The sequence below is a fragment of the Amycolatopsis camponoti genome (assembly GCF_902497555.1).
GTDB classification, from domain to species: domain Bacteria; phylum Actinomycetota; class Actinomycetes; order Mycobacteriales; family Pseudonocardiaceae; genus Amycolatopsis; species Amycolatopsis camponoti.
Map to the genome: position 1 here is coordinate 3,389,053 of NZ_CABVGP010000002.1, position 13,471 is coordinate 3,402,523.

The following is a 13,471-nucleotide window of genomic DNA, read 5'->3' on the forward strand; positions in this document are numbered from 1 at the left end:
CCTGTCCTGCCGCCCTGGGGCGCGACGCTCACGCCGGCTACGCCGTGAAGCCGCCGTCGACGGGGAGGACCACTCCGCTCAAGTGGCTCGCCCGGTCGCTCAGCAGGAACGCCGCCGTCGAGCCGACTTCCGCGCCCGTGCCCGCTTTCCGCAACGGTGTCGCCGCGATGCGGGCCTCGACCCCGCCCGGGATCGTGCGGCGCAGTTCGTCCAGCATCGGCGTTTCCGTCGGGCCCGGGGCGATCACGTTGACCCGGATGCCCAGCGGCCCGAAGTCGTGCGCCGCGGTGCGGGTCAGGCCGATCACCGCGTGCTTCGTCGCCTGGTACGCGCCCATGCCCGAACTTCCGCGCAGGCCGCCGATGCTGCTCACGTTCACGATCGACCCCGAGCCCTGGCTCTCCATCGCGCGGACCTCCGCACGAAGGCACAGCCACGTGCCCTTGACGTTCACCGCCATGATCCGGTCGAAGTCCTCCTCCGACACCGAGTCGAGACGGCCGCCGCCGCCCATGGCCGCGTTGTTGAACGCTCCGTCGAGGCGGCCGAACCGCGAGACCGTCGCCGAGACGAACGCGTCCACATCGGACGCCGAGGTGATGTCGCCGGTCGTGTACGCGACGTCGTGGTCGGACAGCTCCGCCGCGAGCTTCGCCAGCGGTTCTTCGTTCCGCGCCACCAGCATCACCGAAGCGCCGTCCGCGGCGAACACCCGTGCCGCCTCGGCGCCGATGCCCGAACTGGCCCCGACGACCAGGACCACCTTGCCGGTCAGCAAGCTCATGCCTCTCCTCCTCGTAGTGCCAGCATCGCGCGGGCGTCGGCCGGGGTCGCGATGGGCTTGCCGAGATCCTCCACCACCGCCCGGATCTTCCGGACTTGCTGGGCGTTGCTCTCGGCGAGCTTGCCCTTGCCGATCCACAGGCTGTCCTCCAGGCCGACCCGCACGTGCCCGCCGAGCCACGCGCTGTGCGTGCCGAAGCCCAGCTGCTCGCGGCCGGCGGCGAAGGCCGAAAACGCGTAGTCGTCGCCGAACAGCTTGTCCGCGATCCGCACCATGTGCTCCAGGTTCGCGTGGTCGGCGCCGATCCCGCCGAGGACGCCGAACACGCCCTGGATCAGCAACGGCGGCTTCGCCAGGCCCAGCTCGACGAAGTACGCCAGCGAGTACAGGTGCCCGATGTCGTAGCACTCGTACTCGAACCGGGTCCCGGACTCGCCGAGCGTCCGCAGCGTGTGCTCGATCTTGTCGAACGTGTTCACGAACGGCTTCGAGTACGTGTTGAGCACGTACGGCTTTTCCCAGTCGTGCTTCCACTCCGTCACCTTGTCGGCGATGCCGGAGTAGACGAAGTTCATCGACCCCATGTTCATCGACGCGAGCTCCGGCCGCAGCCGGTAGGCGGCCGCGAGCCGTTCGTCCATCGTCATCGAGGAGGCGCCGCCGGTCGTGATGTTGATGACGGCGTCGGTCTCCGCGGTGATCCGCCCGACGATCTTCTCGAACACGTCGGGATCGGGCGTCGGCCGCCCGTCCGGCTCCCGGGCGTGCAGGTGGACGATGGCCGAACCCGCCTCGATCGCCTCCAAGGCCGCGTCGGCGACCTCGTCGGCCGACAGCGGCAGGTGGGGGCTCTGCGACGGGATGTTCACCGAGCCCGTGATGGCGGTGGTGATGATGACTTTCTCGGCCGTGCGCATCAATCCTCCTCTGGTGCGAGCGCCCGGTAGGCGTCCAGCTTCGCGTCGTCCAGCGGGCCGACCAGACTCAACGCCACCTGGGTGGCGCCCGCTTCGTACTGCGCCCGCACCGTCTCGCGCACCTGGTCGGGCGTGCCGTACGCGACGAGCGCGTCGAGCAGGCGGTCGGACCCCGGCGGCGCGAGGTCGGCTTCGGTGAACCCGAGCCGCTTCAGCTTCGCGATCTGGTGGGGGAGCGTCAGGTAGTAGGCGAGCCGGTCCCGGGCCACTTCGCGCGCGGCCGCCCGGGAGCGGCCGACCACCGCCCACTGGACCACCGAAAGGAAGAGGTCCCCGATCGTTTCGCGCGCCCAGCGCGTGTGCTCCGGCGTGACGAGGAACGTGATCAGCCCGTCGGCGCGCTCGGCCGCGAGCCGGGTGATCCCGGCCGAGTACGCCCCGAGCACCTTCGGCACGCCGTGCGCCACCTTGTCGACGCCGTCGAGGTACTCGCGCAGGAACGGCAGCGGTCCGACCCCGCGTTCACGGACCGCGCCGCTCACGCCGAGCCCCAGCACGTAGCGCCCGGGATACCCCGCGGCGAGATCCCGTGCGGCCGACCCCGCCGACTTCGGCACGCGCTCGAGAGCCCGCGCGACGCCGTTGCCGACGATCAGTCGTGAGGTCGACGCCAGGACCAGGGACGCCGTCGTGAACGCCTCCCGCCCGGCGACCTCGGGAATCCACACCATGCGGTGGCCGTACTCCTCGAGCGCCCGCACGAACCGCACCACGCCGTCGTGGTCGAGGTCGTCCAGCTCGGCGATCGACAACGCCGTGCGCGGCAGGGACAGCGTCATGCGGTCGCGTCCCGGAACGCCGTGACGAGGTTTCGCGCGGCCTCGGCCAGCATCGTCGTGTCGTTGCTGAGCAGGACGAAGTCGCAGCCGTCGCGCACGGCCTGCGCCGCCTTCTCCGGCACCCCGCCGAACGCCAGCCCGCACTTCTTCCCGGCGTCGTGCGCGGCCGCGATCGCCGAGGCGACGAGGTCGAGCACGTCCGGCGACGCGGGTGACGAGCCCATCGACATCGACAGGTCCGCCGCACCGACGAACACGGCGTCCACGGTGTCCAGGGCCAGCATCTCGGGCGCGGCCTTGATCGCCTCGACGCTCTCCAGCTGCGGGATGCACAGCACGTCGTCGTTGCCCGTGGCCAGGTACTCGGCGTTGGGCCGCAACCCCCACGCCCCGGCCCGGCTGGTGCCGCCGGCGCCGCGGACGCCGTGCGGCGGGAACCGGCACGCCCGCCCGACGGCCGCCGCCTCCTCGACCGTGTCGACGTGCGGGACGAGGATGCCCATCGCGCCGGCGTCGAGGATCTTCTGGATCGTCGACGGCGTCTTGTCCGGCACCCGCACGATCGGCGTCAGGCCGAGCGCGGCGGCGGTGTTGATCAGCCGGTACGCCGTCACCAGGTCCAGCGGCGCGTGCTCCAGGTCGACGACCACGAAGTCGAACCCGGCGAACGCCATGATCTCGGCCGGCTCGGTCGAGGCGATCTTCAGCCAGGTGCCCACGGGCGTGGCGTCGCGGGTGAACAGCCCGCCTCCGGTCCGCCCGCTCACGGCATCGGGTAGTCGTCGGCGTTCAGGACCCAGCCCGGTTTCTCCGAGAAGTCCACCCGCGGCGGGCTGAAGATGTCGATCAGCTGGTTCACGCCCGGGTCGCTCGCTTCGGACGTGTGCACGGTCGGCGGCGGGATGACCGTCACCGACGGGCTCCCGATCCGGACGTGCTCGTCCTCGCGCCAGGTGCTGCTGTCGGGCAGCCACGGTGTCCGGATGTGGTGCACGTATTCGCCCTGCACGGCCAGCGAGAGCTGCTCGAAGTCGTCGTGGTGGTGCGGAGACAGCTTGTGCGGGTCGCGCGGGCCGTCCTGCAGGGGCAGGAAGTTGACCATGAAGGAGCGGGTGCGGAAGATCCGCCCGAACCGCTTCGGGTCGTCCGGCACTTCGGACAGCGGGTAGAAGCGGACCCGCTCTTCGGCGGGCGCCGGCCAGCGTTCCAGCAGCGTGACGCGCGGGTGGGCTTGCGCGTACGCGTCGGCGTTGGCGACACGATCCCGCCACGCGGGTTCGGTCGCCTCGACCAGCCTGACGAGCGGGCCGTCGCCGTGGACGCTGATCCGCGACGCGCCCGGCGGGACGACGACGAGCCCGGGGGAGTCCACCTTGGTCGCGCCGTCGCCGGTCAGCACGGTGAACGCGGGGGAGGCGTCGGTGACGATGATCGCGAGCTCGCCGTCCAGGGTGCCGTTGTCGAGGTCGTCGCCGTCGCGGGCGTCGGTGTGGACGAGGATGACGTTCTGCGCGCGCACCACCGGCGTCGCGCGCAGGTCGAGGTACTGCGCGGCGGTGATCGCGGCGCCGCTGTCGGGCCGGGCCGCGGTGGCCAGCGCCGAACGGGGATCGTCCTTTTCGTACACGGGAGGTCCTTTCAGGCGTCGAGGTTCAGCAGGTACGTCGGGTTGTCCCGGACCATCCGCCGCAGGTCCTTCTCCGGCAGGCCGAGGTCGAGCAGCGCTTCGCCGACGCGCAGCCACGCGTCGACCGGCTTCGGGTTGGCCTTCTGGCCGAAGTCCGACGCCAGCACCGTGTGCTCCGGGCCGAGCGCTTCGATCCAGGTCAGCAGGTTCTTCGGGTCCCACTTCTGGGTGCCCTCGGGGTCGTACATGCCGACCTCGTGCTCGATGAACGCGCCCAGTTCGATCAGCTCGCGGCACAGGGCCGGGTCGGCGCCGATGACGAAGTCCGGGTGGCTGACGACCATCCGCTTCATGCCGCGCTCGTGCGCCTCCTGGAACAGCGTCTTGATGTACTCGGGGTACATGTGGCCGCCGTTGAGGACGGCCTGCTGCTCCTTGATCTCGTCGAGGATCTCGATGGCTTCGGGCTTGAGTGCGCCTTCGCCGTCGACGATGTCGATGCGCTCCAGCGTCAGCGGGACGGTGGTGGTCGGGAAGGCGCCGTCTTCGGGGTGGCAGTCGATGTGCCGGCCGGAGGAGATGGTCGGGAACCAGACGACCTTGCCGCCCATGCGCAGGGTCATGCGCACGGCGTGGACGTTGAGCCCGCCGACGGTGCTGTTCAACGCGATCCCGCCGAAGGCCTGCGCCTTGACACCCTCGAGCCGGCCCTTCATCGCGAGGACGTCCATCTGGGTGTTGTGGTGGTGGGACTTCGCGACCATGGCGCGCATCCCGATGCGCGCGCCGTCCTGCGCGGCCTCGACGTGGTCGAAGCGGCGGGGGAACGGGCTGGGGCCGGAGTGGACGTGCATGTCGACCAAGCCGTCCAGGACGGAGGCGATGGCGGGACGCGAGCTCATGAGCGGCCTTTCGGTTCACATTATGAAGTCAAAGTTCACTATAAGACCGCCTGTCAACCCTGTGACCGCTCTTGTGCATCGACGAGTCCATATTTAGAGTGTCTGACGTTCACTTGGTGAACATTCAGTTCGGAGTAACGGAGGACGCTGATGTCCACACCGCCCAGCGCCGCAGAGGCGGCCGCCCGTCCCGGCACCCCGCACGGCCCGGACGCGACCAAGGTGCGCGCCGCGGTCCGTGGCGGGACGCTCGCCTACTTCGTCGACCAGTTCGACATCTACCTGCCGATCGTCGTGCTGGCCCCGGCGACGGCGTACTTCCAGGCGGCCAACCTCAGCGCGAGCACGACGGCGCTGCTGGCGTCCCTGGTGTTCGCCTCGACGCTGATCGGCCGCCCGCTCGGCGCGATCATCTTCGGCCACTTCGCCGACACGGTCGGGCGCAAGCGCACGACGCTCGTCGCGGTCGGCGGCTTCGGCATCATCACGCTGCTGACCGCGTGCCTGCCCGGGCACGAGACGATCGGGATGTGGTCGGTCGGCATCCTCATCGCGCTGCGGTTCGTCGACGGCATCTTCCTCGGCGGCGAGTACACGACCGCGGTGCCGCTGGCGATGGAGTGGAGCCCGAAGCACAAACGCGGGCTCTACGCCTCGATCATCACGTCGACCTCGCCCGCCGCCTACGCGGTGATCGCCGCGATCACGCTGCTGATGCTGCAGCTGCTGCCGGCCGCCGGCCTGCACAGCGCGTACGTCCAGTGGGGCTGGCGGATCCCGTTCTTCGTCGGCGCGCTGCTGGCGGCGGTGCTGTTCCGCTACTACCAGAAGCAGGTCCACGAGCCGCCGTCCGAACTGACCGGCGAGAAGCACAAGATGCCGTTCGTCCGGCTGGTCAAGAAGTACCCGCGGGCGCTGGGCCAGGTGTTCATCCTGATGACCGGCACGTGGCTCGCGACCAACATGGAAGCCGCCGTGACCCCCGCGCAGCTGAAGGCGCACCTCCTGCTCTCCAGCAAGGAGGTCACGCTGACCATGCTCGTCATCAACGCGGCCGCCGCGTTGTCCTACCCGGTGTTCGGCGTGCTGTCCCAGCGCATCGGCCGTCGCCGGTTCTACATCGGCTACGGCTTCTCGATGGCCGTGATCGGCGCGGGTTCCTACACGCTGCTGATGGCCTCGAACGGCGGCTTCGGCGCGGCGCTCGGCTTCGGCGTCCTCATCGGCGTGTTCACCGTCGGCACGTTCGGCCCGATCGCGGCCTACCTGACCGAGCGGTTCCCGGCGAGCATCCGCTCGACCGGCTACGGCGTCGGCTACAGCCTCGCGCTCATCGCTCCGGCGTTCTACCAGTTCTACCTGCAGCGGTTCGACGGCTTCATGCCCGCGCACCTCGCCCCGGGCGTCCTGATCGTCCTCGCCGGGCTGCTGATCAGCCTCGGCGGCTTCCTCGGCCCGGAGACCAAGGACGTCGACATGGCCGACGACAGCACGATCCCCGCACTGTCCTGAATGGACTTCGGATGGATGTCGCGGGACTCGCCACCGCCAACCCGGTGTGGGTCGGCTCGTCGGAGCTGACCATGACCCTCGACGGGCTCCTCGCGTGCATCGACGCGGGCGCCGGGGCGGTGGTGGCGAAGTCGGTGAACGAGAGCGCGGCGGCCCGGCGGCAGCTGGACATCGCGGACTACGCCTTCGTGTCCTGGGACGGGCGGGTGCGGCCGCCGGGTGCGGCCCGGCCCGGCGACGGGCTGCTGAACCGGTCCGGGCTCGCGCAGGTGGACCTGGACCACTGGCTCGGGACCCTGGCCACCGCCGTCGCCCGCGGCGCGCCTCGCGACTGCCCGGTGCTCGGCAGCATCACCCTCGGTGACCCGGCCGCGGCCGCGCGCATCGGGCGGGCGATGGCGGCCGTGGTGCCGGCGGTGGAGCTCAACATCGGCGCACCGCACGGGCGTGAGGCGCGGGCGGTGCGCCAGCTGACCGAAGTGGACGGTGTGGGCGAGGCGGTGCGGACCGTCCGCGACGCGGTCGACGTCCCGCTGTTCGTGAAACTGCCGGGTCAGGCGTCGGACGTCGTCGCGCTGGCCCGCGCGGCCCGCTCGGCGGGAGCGGACGCGGTCGGCCTGGTCGGCCGCTACCCGGGCTTCCTGCCCGACCTCGACGGCGGCGCGGTGCTGGGGTCGTGGGGCGCGTGGAGCTCGCCCGGGTGCCTGCCGATGAGCCTTTACTGGGTGAGCAAGGCATTTTCGGCGCTGGACGTGCCACTGGTCGGCACGAACGGCGCCCGCTCGGCGGCGGACGTACTGCGGTTCCTGGCGTCGGGCGCCCGTGCGGTGGAGGTCGTCACGGCGTTGTGGGTCGGCGGGCCCGCGGTCATCGGGGCGATGGTGGCCGGAGTGGCGAAGTACCTCGCCGGCCGGGACTTCGACGAGTTCGTCGGCAGTGCGGTGGCCGGAACGCGGGAGTACGCGGAGGTGTCGCCGTTGCCTGCGCCGGCGTGGTTGCCCTACACCGCTCGCTGGACGTCGTCGGGTCGGTAGTGCCCACCCAGCTCGTGGGTGAGTTCCCGCGCGGTCTCGACCACCACCCGCAGCTCCGGTGTGTCGTCGGCCATCGACAGTGTGTTGTCCGGGCCCACGATCGCGATCGTCGCGCAGATGCCGTACTCGTCGAACACCGGCGCGGACACCGCCACTATCCCGGGCGTGCTCATCGCGGAGCAGTGGCCGACCGCGCGCACCCGGTCGACGTCGGCGCGCAGCTCGTCGCGCGCCGTGCCGGACAGGTTGCCGATCAGGCGTTCCATCGCCAGCTGGTCGGCGTGGTAGGCGAGGAAGACCTTGCTCTGCGCCGTGTCCAGCGGCAGGTGGCTGCCGACCCGCACGGACACGATGACGATCGTCGAGGGGTTCTCCTCCACTCGCGACACCACCGGGCCGCTGATGCCCCAGAGACTGAGCACGACACTGGTCTGCGTGGCGCGCGAGAGCGCCTGCATGTGCCGCGGCGCGAGGTTGACGACGCGGCGGTGCCCGATCGCGAACGCGCCCAGCTGCAGCAGCAGCCCGCCGGGCACGTAACCGCCGTCGGCACTGCGTTCCAGCAAGCCGGCCGCGACGAGCGAGGTGCAGTACCGGTAGGCCGTGGTGCGGTTCAGGCCGAGCCGCTCGGCGACCTGGGCGGCGGTGACATCGGGGGTGGCCGGGTCGAACAGCGAGAGGATCTGGCTGACCCGGCTCACCGCCTGGATGTCCGCCTGGTCGGCGCGGGCGTCCGGGGACCGCGTCGGTTTGGTCACGGGGAGCCCTCCGCCGGAAGTCTGGTATCGCTGTTCACTTCGTGAACACGGACATCAGGCTACCGGACCGGACGCTTCGGCCGCACCCTCGGAACCCGCACCCTCAGAACTCGGTGAGACCGACGTGGACGAAGGCCAGCAGCGAACCGGGCCCGACGAGCAGGCAGATCCCCAGCCCGCCGAACAAGGGCTCGTCGTGGCGGAACATCTTGACGAGCAGTCCACCGGCAACGGCGACGGTCGCGACGAGCAGGGTCAACACAACAGCGGGCATGACGGGAAGTCCTCCGGGCAGCAGTGAGCACGACACCGGGAAGCGGTGCCGGGTAAGGGATTCAGCTCACGAAGGACGGAGGCGCGCGGCTGGACCGCGCGAGCGGGGGAGCGCCGACCGAAGACGACTCGGCGGGCTGCTCGGCCAGTGACGACAGCTCGGGCGGCGGAGAGCCGGCGGAAGAAGGGCCGACAGCGAAAGGGATCGAAGCCGGCACGCGGGGCGCGGCGTTCCGGCCCGACAGAACGGACTGCGACTGCGTCGTGGCCACCGCGGGACCGTCGGAGACGGCCGAGACCGGGTGGACGACCGGTGCCCCGGACAGGAACAGCAGGACGGCGAGCAGCAACCCGAGGCGGTGCTTCCGCCCCGGGTCGCGCTGCTGTCCGAAGTGTCCGATGTGGTCAGGCTACCTCAGCCGCCGCCGTAGGTGGCCTGGGTGACCGCGAAGACGTTGCGGTTGCCCGCGCCCTCCTGCAGGGACCACAGCAGATCCGCGGCGGTGTCGTCCTCCCAGTACGAGAGGCTCTCCCCGCTGCCGACCCAGGCGAACGTCGACGAGCCCGCGGTCGGCGTCCAGTAGTACAGCTGCTTCGAGCCGGACGAGTTGAACCACCAGCGCCCGTTGTGCGACGCCACGCCGTTGAGCTTGTACCAGGGCAGCTGCAGCGCCTGGCTCGCCGTGGTCGTGGCCGCGAAGGTGCCGGACGAGGCGAACGGGTACCGGATCGCGCGCGGTGCGCGGTTCGGGTAGTCCGTGCAGCCGGACGAGCACGTGTACTCCGTCATGACGATCGACTTGCTCACCCGGTCGAGGGAGATCGACGACCACGCGAGGTTCGTGCCGGACGTCGTCTTCGACGTGATCGTGCCCACCTGGGGCAGGACGTACCCGTAGTTGTGCGCGTAGTACGTGCTGCCGGTCTCGTGCCCGATCTGGTCGGCCGTGCCGCCGGTGTCGGTCTTGAGGATCTTGCGCATGTCGAAGACGCGCATGCCCTTCCCGGTGTCGGCGACGTAGAGGTAGTCGCCGTACCAGGAAACGCCGCCCGCGTGGACCGGGATGTCCTTGAAGTCCGGCGCCGCCGCCGTGCCGGTCGGCTCGACGAGCAGGACCTTGCGGTACTTGTTCGGGTAGGTGGCGTCCCAGTCGACCAGCGTGATCCGGCTGCGGGTCTGGCCGCCGTCGCAGCCGTCCTTGGTGTACCAGCTGACCACGACGAGCTGGTGGCCGTCGTAGTTGCCGCTGTTGGCCGTGCCGACCGCGTCACGGCTGGTCGTGATGCCCTGCGGGTAGTTCGCGCAGTCGGAGTTGTCCCCGCTGTCGAACCGGAAACCCGTGGACAGCCCGGCGACGGAGAACGACGACGGCAGCGCCGTCCGGTCGTGGTTCGCGTTGTCCATGACCGTGTGGACGGCCGCGGTGCCCAGCGTCGAGACGAGTGCGGAGTTGACGGCGTCGAACTGGTTGTAGTTCGCCGCCAGAGTGTACTGCGAGGCGGGCAAGGTCGTCGGCCCGGCCGCGGCGAGCGCCGCCGGCGGTGCGGCGACCAGGCCCGCGAGGATGCCGGCCGCGAGGACGGCTTTGCCCAATCGGTGGCGCAATGACATGAGACCCCCAGTAGTCCGATCAATGCCCGGGACACAGTAGAACCGGGCGGGGTGAATGGGCAACAACTTCTTGACGAATAGGGGAAGATCTTTTCCGGCGTCTCACATTGAGACCTGCGAGGGGCAGGGTCACGTGGTGTGATCACAGCCATGGAGTCCGAACCCGAACTCGGCGAGCACCGGGAGTGCTTCGAGCGAACCCTGGTGCCCGCCGGGTGGCGGATCGACTTCGAGGACGCCGGCGGGACTACCAGCTCGACGGGACGTAAGCCCAGCCGAGGTAGTCGGAGCGCTGCGCGTACGTCGTCGTCTGGTACACCGACGGGCCCGTGCTGATCGCGACGCCGCCGCCGAGTGCGAGCATGATGTGCCCGTTGCTGGTGGTGCTGGTGAAGAACACGGCCGTGCCGGCCGGGGCGACCGATCCCGTGTGGATGCGGCCGTTGGCCTTCTGCCACTGGTAGTGCGTCGTGGCCGAGGCGAACCGGCCGCTGGTGCCGAAGGAGCGTTCGACGAACAGCTCGCACTGGTTGTTCCAGTCCGTGTGACCCAGGCGCGCCTTGGCGAACGCGATCGCGCTGTCGGCCCGCGAGTCCGCCGGGTACGCCGAGCCGCCCGCCTTGAGGCCGTCGGTGTCGCAGTGCGGGACACCGCTGACGAACCCGTCGGTCCCGGTCTTGATGAGGGCGTCCGGCACCCACAGGTTGTCGCTGGTGAGGTCCCAGATCTCGTCGGACGCGGTCGCCTGGCAGACCACCGGCACCGACGCGCCGGTCAGGTACTTGTTCGCGACGCTGCCGGCCGCGTCCGCCGCGTCACCCTTCTTCGCCCGGCCGTTGAGGTCGGCCTTGGCCGGGAACGCGTGCGGCGTGGTGCACTGCGGCGCGACCATCGACGTCGACCCGGTCTTGACGTAGGCGTCGGGGATCCAGAGACCGTCGGTCGTCAGGTCCCAGATGCTGCTGCCGCCGTACTCCGGGCCGGTGTCCTGGCACGCCAGGGTCACCGAGGTGCCCGAGGTGTACATGTTCGCGATGCGCTGCTTGCCCACCGCGACGTCCGGGTCCTTGACCGTGCGACCGTCCACTGTGGTCGTGACGGGGTAGGCCGACGCGGCCTGGGCCGCGGGGGCGGCCAGCCCGGTGAGCGCGACGCCGAGGCCGATCGTGGCCACCGCCGCCTTGAGTGTGGTTCTCACTTTTCCTCCAGAACGATTCCGTGGGGCGGATCGTCGGCGGCCGCCGTACAAGAGCCGTACAAGCGAGCCCGGCGGCCTAGTACTTTCCGCCTATCCCGGACTCCCCGAAGATCGGATGCGCGGGCACCGGCGATCGGCGATCGTGGATGCGACAGACCGACGTGAGGAGAAAACCCATGCATCCGGCCGCCCTGATCGAAGGCCACGAACAGACCTGGTCGTGGCTCGCGCTCGGCCTGACCGGCGCCGTCGTCCTGGCGTTCCTCGGGTTGTTCCTGGGCGCGCTGATCAGCATCCTCGGCTCGCGGCTCACCGGCGGCATGAAGCTCGTCTGGGTGGTCTTCGCCTTCTGCGCGCCGTTCCTGGGCAGCCTGCTGTGGTTCGTGTTCGGCCGTCGTGACGCCTCCGAGCCGGCCCGCCGGTGATCGTCGCGGAAGGGCTGGCGAAGACCTACCGCGGCGGGGCCGGCGTCGAGGACCTGTCCTTCACCGTGCGGCCCGGCGTGGTGACCGGCTTCCTGGGACCCGACGGCGCCGGCAAGTCGACGACGATCCGGCTGATGCTCGGCCTGACCCACGGCCGCGGGCACACCACCTTCGGCGGCCGGGCCTACGCGGACGTCCCGGGTCCATTGCGGACGGTCGGGGTGCTGACCGACGCGGCGGCGGTGCACCCCGCGCGGCCGGCCGCCGCGCACCTGCGGATGGTCGCCGCGGGCGGCGGCCTGCCGGCGCGGCGCGTCCGCGAGGTGCTGGAGACCGTCGGCCTCGAGTCCGTCGCGAACAAGCCCGCCGGCCGGTTCAGCCTCGGCATGAAGCAGCGGCTCGGCCTGGCGACGGCGCTGCTCGGCGACCCCGAGTACCTGATCCTCGACGAGCCGGCCACCGGCCTCGACCCGGAAGGCGTGCGATGGCTCCGCGACCTCCTGCGGCGGCTGGCGGGGGAGGGCCGCACGATCCTCGCGTCGTCGCACCTGCTGGCCGAGGTGTCGCTGCTCGCCGAGGACCTGATCGTCATCGGCGCCGGGCGCCTCGTCTCGGCCGGGCCCCTGGACGAGTTCGTCCGGCGGCACGCGCGCGCCGACGTCGTGGTCCGCGCCGGGAACCCCAGCGTGCTGATGGTCGCGCTGGCCCGCGCCGGGCTGAAGGTGCGGCAGGAAGCCGCCGAACTGGTCGTCGACACCGCCGACACCGAACGGGTGGCGGCGATCGCGGGCCGGGCCGGGATCGGCGTGCGGGAGCTGTTCGTGCGGCGGAGCGGTCTGGAAGACGCCCTCCTCGCCGCGACCGCGGCCGCCGTCCGGCCCCGGGCGGAGCTGCCGTGAAGCACGCGCTGGCCTACGAGTGGGTGCGGGCCCGCTCGCTGCGGTCGACGTGGCTGCTGCTGGCGGGGGCGGGGGTGCCGCAGTTCGCGTCCGGCCTGTACTGGGGTCTCAAACGTGACTTCGGCGCGTTCACCTCGGCGTTCGGACCGGCCGCCCGGATGGGGGCGCTGCTGGTCGCGGCGATCGGGATCGCCGCGTTCGGGCTCGACCGCCGGCACGGCACCCTCGCGACCACCCGGCTGGTGCTGCGCTCGCCGGCCCGGATCGTCGCCGCGCGCGCCCTGGTCACCGCCGGGCTCGCACTGCTGGGCGGGCTGCTGATGGTGGTGCTGACCGCCGCCGGGGTGCTCACCGGCGGGGGTGCCCTGCCTGCCGGCGCGGGGGCGGCAGGCAGGGCGGGGGCCGCGGTGCTGCCGCTGACCGTCCTTTCCGGACTCGCCGGCGTCGCGCTCGGCGGGCTGCTGCGGCACACCGGGCTCGCCGTCGGGCTGTTCGCGGCGTGGACCTTCGTCGCGGAGACGGCGCTGGCCGCGCTCGGCCGCGTGCCGGTGACCGCGCTGCCCTTGAGCGGCACGGCGCTGTTCGCGCTGCCGGGGACGGCGGTGTTCGCCGTCCTGGTCGTCCTCGCCCTGGGCGCGGCGACGTTCACCCTGGCTCGCCGTGACGGCTGATCCGGCGCGCCCTAACCTGG

Annotated in this window: 16 protein-coding genes; 5 read left to right on the plus strand and 11 right to left on the minus strand. The window is 71.1% G+C overall.

Annotated elements, in window-relative coordinates:
• Positions 1 to 37: 37 nt before the first annotated feature.
• The 6 genes from AA23TX_RS36045 to AA23TX_RS36070 are packed head-to-tail and all read right to left on the minus strand — an operon-like array spanning position 38 to position 5,069.
• Positions 38 to 784, minus strand: a complete 747-nt coding sequence (locus AA23TX_RS36045; RefSeq protein WP_155547151.1) for an SDR family NAD(P)-dependent oxidoreductase — start codon at positions 782 to 784, stop codon at positions 38 to 40.
• A complete protein-coding gene (gene kce / locus AA23TX_RS36050) occupies positions 781 to 1,701 on the minus strand; it encodes a 3,5-dioxohexanoate:acetyl-CoA acetone transferase (RefSeq protein ID WP_155547152.1) in 921 nt (306 codons plus the stop codon). The genes AA23TX_RS36045 and kce overlap by 4 nt, the downstream gene beginning before the upstream one ends.
• Entirely contained in the window at positions 1,701 to 2,540 is an 840-nt protein-coding gene (locus AA23TX_RS36055) for an LLM class flavin-dependent oxidoreductase (RefSeq protein WP_155547153.1), read from the minus strand. The genes kce and AA23TX_RS36055 overlap by 1 nt, the downstream gene beginning before the upstream one ends.
• Entirely contained in the window at positions 2,537 to 3,307 is a 771-nt protein-coding gene (locus AA23TX_RS36060; protein ID WP_155547154.1) for an HpcH/HpaI aldolase family protein, read from the minus strand. The genes AA23TX_RS36055 and AA23TX_RS36060 overlap by 4 nt, the downstream gene beginning before the upstream one ends.
• Positions 3,304 to 4,167: a cupin domain-containing protein gene (locus AA23TX_RS36065; protein ID WP_155547155.1), complete on the minus strand. Its 864-nt coding sequence runs from the start codon at positions 4,165 to 4,167 to the stop codon at positions 3,304 to 3,306. The genes AA23TX_RS36060 and AA23TX_RS36065 overlap by 4 nt, the downstream gene beginning before the upstream one ends.
• 11 nt (positions 4,168 to 4,178) lie before the next feature.
• Positions 4,179 to 5,069, minus strand: coding sequence for a DUF6282 family protein (locus tag AA23TX_RS36070; RefSeq protein ID WP_155547156.1), 891 nt, complete (start codon positions 5,067 to 5,069; stop codon positions 4,179 to 4,181).
• A gap of 150 nt (positions 5,070 to 5,219) precedes the next feature.
• Here AA23TX_RS36070 and AA23TX_RS36075 point away from each other — a divergent pair, with 150 nt between their 5' ends.
• Together AA23TX_RS36075 and AA23TX_RS36080 are read left to right on the plus strand one after the other, a co-directional pair.
• Positions 5,220 to 6,581: an MFS transporter gene (locus tag AA23TX_RS36075; RefSeq protein WP_155547157.1), complete on the plus strand. Its 1,362-nt coding sequence runs from the start codon at positions 5,220 to 5,222 to the stop codon at positions 6,579 to 6,581.
• A gap of 11 nt (positions 6,582 to 6,592) precedes the next feature.
• Positions 6,593 to 7,615 carry a dihydroorotate dehydrogenase gene (locus tag AA23TX_RS36080; protein ID WP_155547158.1) on the plus strand — a complete coding sequence of 341 codons (1,023 nt, stop codon included), beginning with the start codon at positions 6,593 to 6,595 and terminating at the stop codon, positions 7,613 to 7,615.
• Here AA23TX_RS36080 and AA23TX_RS36085 read toward each other — a convergent pair.
• The 5 genes from AA23TX_RS36085 to AA23TX_RS36105 form a co-directional block, all read right to left on the minus strand.
• Positions 7,582 to 8,373, minus strand: a complete 792-nt coding sequence (locus AA23TX_RS36085; RefSeq protein ID WP_155547159.1) for an IclR family transcriptional regulator — start codon at positions 8,371 to 8,373, stop codon at positions 7,582 to 7,584. The genes AA23TX_RS36080 and AA23TX_RS36085 overlap by 34 nt on opposite strands.
• Positions 8,374 to 8,476: 103 nt before the next feature.
• Positions 8,477 to 8,647: a hypothetical protein gene (locus AA23TX_RS36090; RefSeq protein ID WP_155547160.1), complete on the minus strand. Its 171-nt coding sequence runs from the start codon at positions 8,645 to 8,647 to the stop codon at positions 8,477 to 8,479.
• 61 nt (positions 8,648 to 8,708) lie between these two features.
• Positions 8,709 to 8,996 (minus strand): hypothetical protein, encoded by a 288-nt coding sequence (locus AA23TX_RS36095; RefSeq protein WP_155547161.1) that lies wholly within the window; start codon positions 8,994 to 8,996, stop codon positions 8,709 to 8,711.
• 65 nt (positions 8,997 to 9,061) lie between these two features.
• Positions 9,062 to 10,258, minus strand: coding sequence for a hypothetical protein (locus tag AA23TX_RS36100; protein ID WP_155547162.1), 1,197 nt, complete (start codon positions 10,256 to 10,258; stop codon positions 9,062 to 9,064).
• Between the two features lie 247 nt (positions 10,259 to 10,505).
• A complete protein-coding gene (locus AA23TX_RS36105; protein ID WP_155547163.1) occupies positions 10,506 to 11,456 on the minus strand; it encodes a hypothetical protein in 951 nt (316 codons plus the stop codon).
• A 176-nt stretch (positions 11,457 to 11,632) separates the two neighbouring features.
• Between AA23TX_RS36105 and AA23TX_RS36110 the strand changes: the two genes are divergently transcribed.
• Genes AA23TX_RS36110 through AA23TX_RS36120 form a run of 3 tightly spaced genes read left to right on the plus strand, consistent with a single transcriptional unit; the run spans position 11,633 to position 13,451 of the window.
• Positions 11,633 to 11,881 (plus strand): PLD nuclease N-terminal domain-containing protein, encoded by a 249-nt coding sequence (locus AA23TX_RS36110; protein WP_155547164.1) that lies wholly within the window; start codon positions 11,633 to 11,635, stop codon positions 11,879 to 11,881.
• Positions 11,878 to 12,780 (plus strand): ABC transporter ATP-binding protein, encoded by a 903-nt coding sequence (locus AA23TX_RS36115; RefSeq protein ID WP_155547165.1) that lies wholly within the window; start codon positions 11,878 to 11,880, stop codon positions 12,778 to 12,780. Before AA23TX_RS36110 ends, AA23TX_RS36115 begins: the two co-directional genes overlap by 4 nt.
• Positions 12,777 to 13,451, plus strand: a complete 675-nt coding sequence (locus AA23TX_RS36120; RefSeq protein WP_155547166.1) for a hypothetical protein — start codon at positions 12,777 to 12,779, stop codon at positions 13,449 to 13,451. Before AA23TX_RS36115 ends, AA23TX_RS36120 begins: the two co-directional genes overlap by 4 nt.
• The last annotated feature ends 20 nt before the right edge of the window (positions 13,452 to 13,471 follow it).

Excerpts from the sequence above, each read along its gene's own strand:
- AA23TX_RS36045 (WP_155547151.1), bottom strand. The coding sequence starts at position 784 with ATGAGCTTGCTGACCGGCAAGGTGGTCCTGGTCGTCGGGGCCAGTTCG.
- kce (WP_155547152.1), bottom strand. The coding sequence starts at position 1,701 with ATGCGCACGGCCGAGAAAGTCATCATCACCACCGCCATCACGGGCTCG.
- AA23TX_RS36055 (WP_155547153.1), bottom strand. The coding sequence starts at position 2,540 with ATGACGCTGTCCCTGCCGCGCACGGCGTTGTCGATCGCCGAGCTGGAC.
- AA23TX_RS36070 (WP_155547156.1), bottom strand. The coding sequence starts at position 5,069 with ATGAGCTCGCGTCCCGCCATCGCCTCCGTCCTGGACGGCTTGGTCGAC.
- AA23TX_RS36075 (WP_155547157.1), top strand. The coding sequence starts at position 5,220 with ATGTCCACACCGCCCAGCGCCGCAGAGGCGGCCGCCCGTCCCGGCACC.
- AA23TX_RS36080 (WP_155547158.1), top strand. The coding sequence starts at position 6,593 with ATGGATGTCGCGGGACTCGCCACCGCCAACCCGGTGTGGGTCGGCTCG.
- AA23TX_RS36090 (WP_155547160.1), bottom strand. The coding sequence starts at position 8,647 with ATGCCCGCTGTTGTGTTGACCCTGCTCGTCGCGACCGTCGCCGTTGCC.
- AA23TX_RS36100 (WP_155547162.1), bottom strand. The coding sequence starts at position 10,258 with ATGTCATTGCGCCACCGATTGGGCAAAGCCGTCCTCGCGGCCGGCATC.
- AA23TX_RS36110 (WP_155547164.1), top strand. The coding sequence starts at position 11,633 with ATGCATCCGGCCGCCCTGATCGAAGGCCACGAACAGACCTGGTCGTGG.